This is a genomic window from Mesorhizobium sp. M2C.T.Ca.TU.002.02.1.1 (assembly GCF_003997225.1).
The window spans coordinates 1-5,151 of record NZ_RZTO01000444.1; the positions used below are offsets into that span (position 1 = coordinate 1).

At 61.3% G+C, this 5,151-nt stretch carries 8 protein-coding genes; 3 read left to right on the forward strand and 5 right to left on the reverse strand.

Annotation, left to right across the window (positions count from 1 at the left end):
- On the reverse strand, positions 1–549 hold a 549-nt coding region (locus EOD07_RS21720), incomplete at its 3' end, for an asparagine synthase-related protein (protein ID WP_245470382.1).
- 254 nt (positions 550–803) lie between these two features.
- On the opposite strand from EOD07_RS21720, the gene EOD07_RS21725 reads away from it, so the two are divergent.
- Positions 804–1,079, forward strand: coding sequence for a DUF1153 domain-containing protein (locus tag EOD07_RS21725; protein WP_006203587.1), 276 nt, complete (start codon positions 804–806; stop codon positions 1,077–1,079).
- A gap of 59 nt (positions 1,080–1,138) precedes the next feature.
- Here the strand turns inward: EOD07_RS21725 and EOD07_RS21730 are convergent, their stop codons facing one another.
- Positions 1,139–2,065, reverse strand: a complete 927-nt coding sequence (locus EOD07_RS21730; protein ID WP_127236935.1) for an NADP-dependent oxidoreductase — start codon at positions 2,063–2,065, stop codon at positions 1,139–1,141.
- A 91-nt stretch (positions 2,066–2,156) separates the two neighbouring features.
- Here EOD07_RS21730 and EOD07_RS21735 point away from each other — a divergent pair, with 91 nt between their 5' ends.
- A complete protein-coding gene (locus EOD07_RS21735; protein WP_127236936.1) occupies positions 2,157–2,558 on the forward strand; it encodes a helix-turn-helix domain-containing protein in 402 nt (133 codons plus the stop codon).
- Positions 2,559–2,640: 82 nt separating this feature from the next.
- Here EOD07_RS21735 and EOD07_RS21740 read toward each other — a convergent pair whose 3' ends face one another.
- A complete protein-coding gene (locus tag EOD07_RS21740) occupies positions 2,641–3,018 on the reverse strand; it encodes a flagellar export protein FliJ (RefSeq protein WP_040989842.1) in 378 nt (125 codons plus the stop codon).
- Positions 3,019–3,467: 449 nt separating this feature from the next.
- Here EOD07_RS21740 and ctrA point away from each other — a divergent pair, with 449 nt between their 5' ends.
- Positions 3,468–4,163: a cell cycle two-component system response regulator CtrA gene (ctrA, locus tag EOD07_RS21745; protein ID WP_006203583.1), complete on the forward strand. Its 696-nt coding sequence runs from the start codon at positions 3,468–3,470 to the stop codon at positions 4,161–4,163.
- Positions 4,164–4,228: 65 nt separating this feature from the next.
- Here ctrA and EOD07_RS21750 read toward each other — a convergent pair whose 3' ends face one another.
- Positions 4,229–4,594, reverse strand: coding sequence for a response regulator (locus tag EOD07_RS21750; RefSeq protein ID WP_127236937.1), 366 nt, complete (start codon positions 4,592–4,594; stop codon positions 4,229–4,231).
- Positions 4,595–4,818: 224 nt separating this feature from the next.
- Positions 4,819–5,151 (reverse strand): histidine phosphotransferase family protein (locus EOD07_RS21755; protein WP_245470384.1); only part of this gene is annotated, 333 nt, incomplete at its 5' end.

Sequence of the window (5,151 nt, forward strand, 5' to 3'; positions counted from 1 at the left end):
CGACAGGCCGCCGAGGGGAAATCGCAGATAGTCGATCTGCGCCTGCGTGGTGGCGAACAGGAAATAGCTCTGGTCGCGGTCGGCGTCGACCGGCCGGTAGAGCGCGCGATGGGCGCCATTGGCGCGCGAGCGGATGTAATGGCCGGTGGCCAGCGCGTCGGCACCGAGATCCTGCGCGGTCGCCAGAAGATCGGCGAACTTCACCGTCTGGTTGCAGGAAACGCAGGGGATCGGCGTCTCGCCGGCGACATAGCTCTCGGCAAAGGGATCGATGACCGCCTTGCGGAAGCGCTCCTCATAATCGAGCACGTAATGCGGGATGCCGAGCGTCTCGGAGACGCGGCGGGCATCGTCGATGTCCTGGCCGGCGCAGCATGAACCGGCGCGATGAGTGGCCGCGCCGTGATCATAAAGCTGCAGCGTCACGCCGACCACGTCATAGCCTTCGCGCTTCAGAATGCCGGCGACCACGGACGAATCGACACCGCCCGACATCGCGACGACGACGCGGGTTTCTTCGGGGCGGCGAGGGAGATCGAGGCTGTTCATGGTGCTTTCACTGTGCGGCGCTCAATGCCAATGGCCGGAATATAGGTCAAGCGCCCCGTCTGCGCCAGCTTGCGCCTCAGGACGAGATTACCGGCAATTTCAAGGCCTGGAGGCCGGTGTTTCAAATTCTAAACGAAATCCTAACCGGGCGTTCACGATCCTTACCTAGTGATTAGGGTTCGCTTAGGCAATTTTTAAAGCTGTGGCGGTACTGTGGCGGGGATTGGGTCTTTGAGTTTTTAGTAGAGAGTACGATGACCGATCTGGTTAGACCTAGAGTCAAGTATGTTATTGGGCCCGACGGCAGCCCTCTTACGATCGCCGATCTGCCGCCGACGAACACGCGGCGCTGGGTTATCCGGCGCAAGGCAGAAGTGGTCGCGGCGGTACGCGGCGGCCTGCTCAGCCTTGAAGAAGCCTGCCAGCGCTACAAGCTCACCACCGAAGAATTTCTCTCCTGGCAGGCATCGATCGACGAATACGGCCTTGCCGGGCTCCGCACCACGCGGATCCAGCAATACCGGCACTAGCCAGGATAGCCGTAAATCGAAAGGGCGCGGAACACCGCGCCCTTTGGTTTTGGAAGGTATCAGACCGTCAGCACAACCTTGCCGATCGGCCGCGTGGCGAGGAAAGTGTGGGCGGCCCCCGCCTGGTCGAGCGGAAAGGCCTTCGCCACATGCGGCGCGAGCTTTCCGGCATCGACGAGCCTGGCGAGCTCGACAAGGCCTTCCCGGTCGGGCGTGACCGACATCCGCTCGACGCGGATATTCCGTTCCTTGGCCTTTGCCTTTACCGCGTCGGGGACAGCGAGCAGCGACACCAGCACGCCGCCGTCGCGCAACACCTTGAGCGAATCCGCTGCATGGTCGCCGCCGACCGTCTCCAGCACCAGATCGAGATCGCCGGCCTTTCCGGCGAATTCGCCCTTCGTATAATCGATGACCTCGTCGGCGCCGATCGAGCGAACATAGTCCGTTTTGTCCGGGCTGGCGGTCGAGGCCACCCAGGCGCCGCGCGCCTTGGCGATCTGCACCGCCAGATGGCCGACGCCGCCTGCTCCGGCATGAACCAGCACGCGTTGCCTCGCCAGCAGGCCGCCATGGCGGACAAGGGCTTGCCAGGCCGTCAGGCCGGCCAGCGGCAAGGCAGCCGCATGAACATGGTCAATGGCGGTTGGTTTCGCGGCGATCTCGCCCGCCGGCGCCGTGGCAAGCTCGGCATAGGCGCCGGCCTGCTTGGGGAAGCGCGGCATGCCGAACACCTCGTCGCCGACCTTGAAGGCGGTCACGCCGGAACCGAGCGCCGCCACAGTCCCCGAAATATCCCAGCCAAGGATGAAAGGCGGCTCGCCGAGCAGCGGGTAGAAGCCGCCGCGCACGGCGCCGTCGACCGGGTTGATGCCCGCCGCCTTGACGCGGACGAGCACTTCCCCGGGGCCGGGCGAGGGGTCGGGCTGCTCGGCTACGAAAAGGACCTCGGGTCCGCCGACGGAATTCTGGATAACGGCACGCATGAACGCCTCCTGTTCGAGTGGATAGGCCGCTATCATTTGGATAGTAATATTCGATTGTCGAGTATGTACCTTTTCTATATATAGACACCCTATGGATAGTGAAGACAAATCCCCATTCGGCTACGACGCGTTCCGGCGCAGCTGCCCGTCGCATACCGTGCTCGAGATGCTGGCCAGCAAATGGGTCTATCTCACCGTCTGCGCGCTGCGGCGCGGCCGGCTGCGCAATGGCGAGCTGGCACGCAAGCTGGAGGGCATCACGCCCAAAATGCTGACCCAGACGCTGCGTGTTCTGGAGCGCGACGGTCTTGTGCGACGCGAGGTGTTTGCGGTCATTCCGCCGCGCGTGGAGTATGAACTGACGGAGCTTGGCCAGAACCTTGCTGGCCTGCTCAGCCAGATACGCTCCTGGGCGGAAGAGCATGCGCCCGAAATCAAGGATGCCCGGGCCCGGGCATTGGCAGATCACGGCGAGATGGGCGCGGTGCCCTGAAGACAGCGAGGCCGATTGCTGCCGATCGCCGGTTCTGAAGATGCCGGTAGGTCTCCGGCATGACTGCGAATATGCCCGGCGATCAGCCGATCATGGCGCTGCGGCCGCCTGTTTCGGCCTCGCGAATCTTGGTGTCGCGCGATTCCAGCATCTCCGCCTTGGACAGCTCCGCTTCAGCTTCGCCGAGTAATGATTCGGCGGTGCTTCGCTGCTGGGCGAGGTCGCTTTGTGAGTTCCTGAGGTTGTCGCGGCGCAGGCGCGCCGCCTTGGCGAAGGTCGGATAGGCGAAATGGTTGATGTCGGTGATGCCGGCTTTTTTCTCTTCGGCGATGATCTGCGCTTCCAGCTCCACGGCCATGCGCTCGAACTCGGCGATCATCATGTCCAGCTGCAACAGCTGCCGCCGTTTCTCATTCACCTGAAACTGCTTCAGCCGAACGAGGTTTTCACGTGACTTCATGACTCGATACTCCGCAAACGCACACTTGCAATACCGCCCAGTCCGCCCGGAACGATCCAAGCGCCGCCCGTTTCCCCCGGCTTTCCCTGGGCTATGGGAAACAAAGCCCTAAAGATTTTTGCCGGCGGTAACCATTCGTTTACGGGCATTGTTAATCATACGGGCGAGGACTTAAGGCCGGGTAAAAATTCCGGCTCTCGGCGGAAGCCCGGGCCTGCGAGTCTCTGGAGTCACTTAGGCTGGCTTATTAATGTGGTGCATTAGCGATTTTGGTCTGTGATTCGTTATTAGATTCAAGTGGGTGTAGAAAGGGGTTAAAAAATCTGGTATCGTGGATGACACGAAATTAGGATTTGTTAACCAGTCGGTGGCACCTTCTGTTCAGGCAATCACTGCTCCGGGTCCCGGACGGGTCGTGAGATGGTCCGGCAGCAGAAAAGGGGAATGAAATGCGTGTTCTGCTGATTGAAGATGACAGTGCAACCGCACAGAGCATCGAACTGATGCTGAAATCGGAGAGCTTCAACGTCTATACGACCGATCTCGGCGAAGAAGGTGTCGATCTCGGCAAGCTCTACGATTACGACATCATCCTGCTGGACCTCAATCTCCCCGACATGTCGGGCTATGAAGTCCTGCGCACGCTGCGCCTCTCCAAGGTCAAGACGCCGATCCTGATCCTCTCCGGCATGGCCGGCATCGAGGACAAGGTGCGCGGCCTCGGCTTCGGCGCCGACGATTATATGACCAAGCCCTTCCACAAGGACGAGCTGGTGGCGCGCATCCACGCGATCGTGCGCCGCTCCAAGGGCCATGCCCAGTCGGTTATCACCACCGGCGACCTGGTGGTCAATCTCGACGCCAAGACGGTCGAGGTCGGTGGCCAGCGCGTGCACCTGACCGGCAAGGAATACCAGATGCTGGAGCTGCTCTCGCTGCGCAAGGGCACCACGCTCACCAAGGAAATGTTCCTCAACCATCTCTATGGCGGCATGGACGAGCCGGAACTGAAGATCATCGACGTCTTCATCTGCAAGCTGCGCAAGAAGCTCGACGCGGCGTCCGGCGGCCAGAACTATATCGAGACGGTATGGGGCCGCGGCTATGTGCTGCGCGAGCCGGAAGATATCCGCGTCAGCGCGTAGGCGATCCAACGAGTTCAACGAAAACCCGGCTCCGGCCGGGTTTTTTGTTGGATCGGTGCCGCGAATCAGGCGGCGATCTTGAGGAAACGGAAGCTTTCGAGCAGTTGCGCGCGGTTGAAGGGCTTCAGCAGATAGCCTTGGGCGCCGGCGCGCTTGGCACGCATGATCGCTGCGACGTCGACCTCGACCAGCGACACCAGGATCTGCGGCTTGACGGGACTTTCGATGGCGCGGATGCGGCGTATGAGGTCGACCGCCTGGATGTCGGTCAGTCCGCCGTCGATGACGATGACATCGGGCATGCTGTCGGCGCAAATCTCGGCGGCCTCGACCCCGGTCGACGCCTCGACGACGATCATGTCCGAGCCAAGAATGCGTTTTGCAACCTTCCTGATGACGCTCGAATCATCGACGAACAGGCAACGCTTCATGTCCGGGTCCTCTTTGCCATCTGCCGAACCGGCAACCTCCGGGTAACCGGAAAGCACCATAGGCCAATCTGGTAAAGAAGCCGAAAAGCCGTTAGGTAAAGTTTTTCCAAACAGGCGTATCGCGCGGTTTTACCTCCGCGGCGACGTTACATGAATTGCGGCTGGTACTGCTCGACCCGCACTGCCGGAGCAAATATTAGCGATAAAAGATGCTTCGGCTCTTCTTATGCAGCCGTCAGCACGATCTCGTCGGCGGTCGCATGGATCGAGATCGTCATATTGGCCTCACGCGCCAGAAGCAGCGTGTAGTAAGGCTGGACCGAATGAGCGTCGATCGGCTCTTCCGGCTTGTGGCCGGAATGCAGCTCGAGGAATTTCGGCGGCACGCGCAGCATCGGGCCGCTGGCCGACAGCGAAAAACGCGGCTCGGTCTCAAGGTTCTCCAGCGTGACCACCAGCTTGCCGCCGCGCGGTATGGCCGCGTTGGCGACGAGAATGAGGTTGAGCAGCAGCTTGACCTTGTTCTTGGGCAGGAGCGCCCGGGAGCCGTTCCAAAC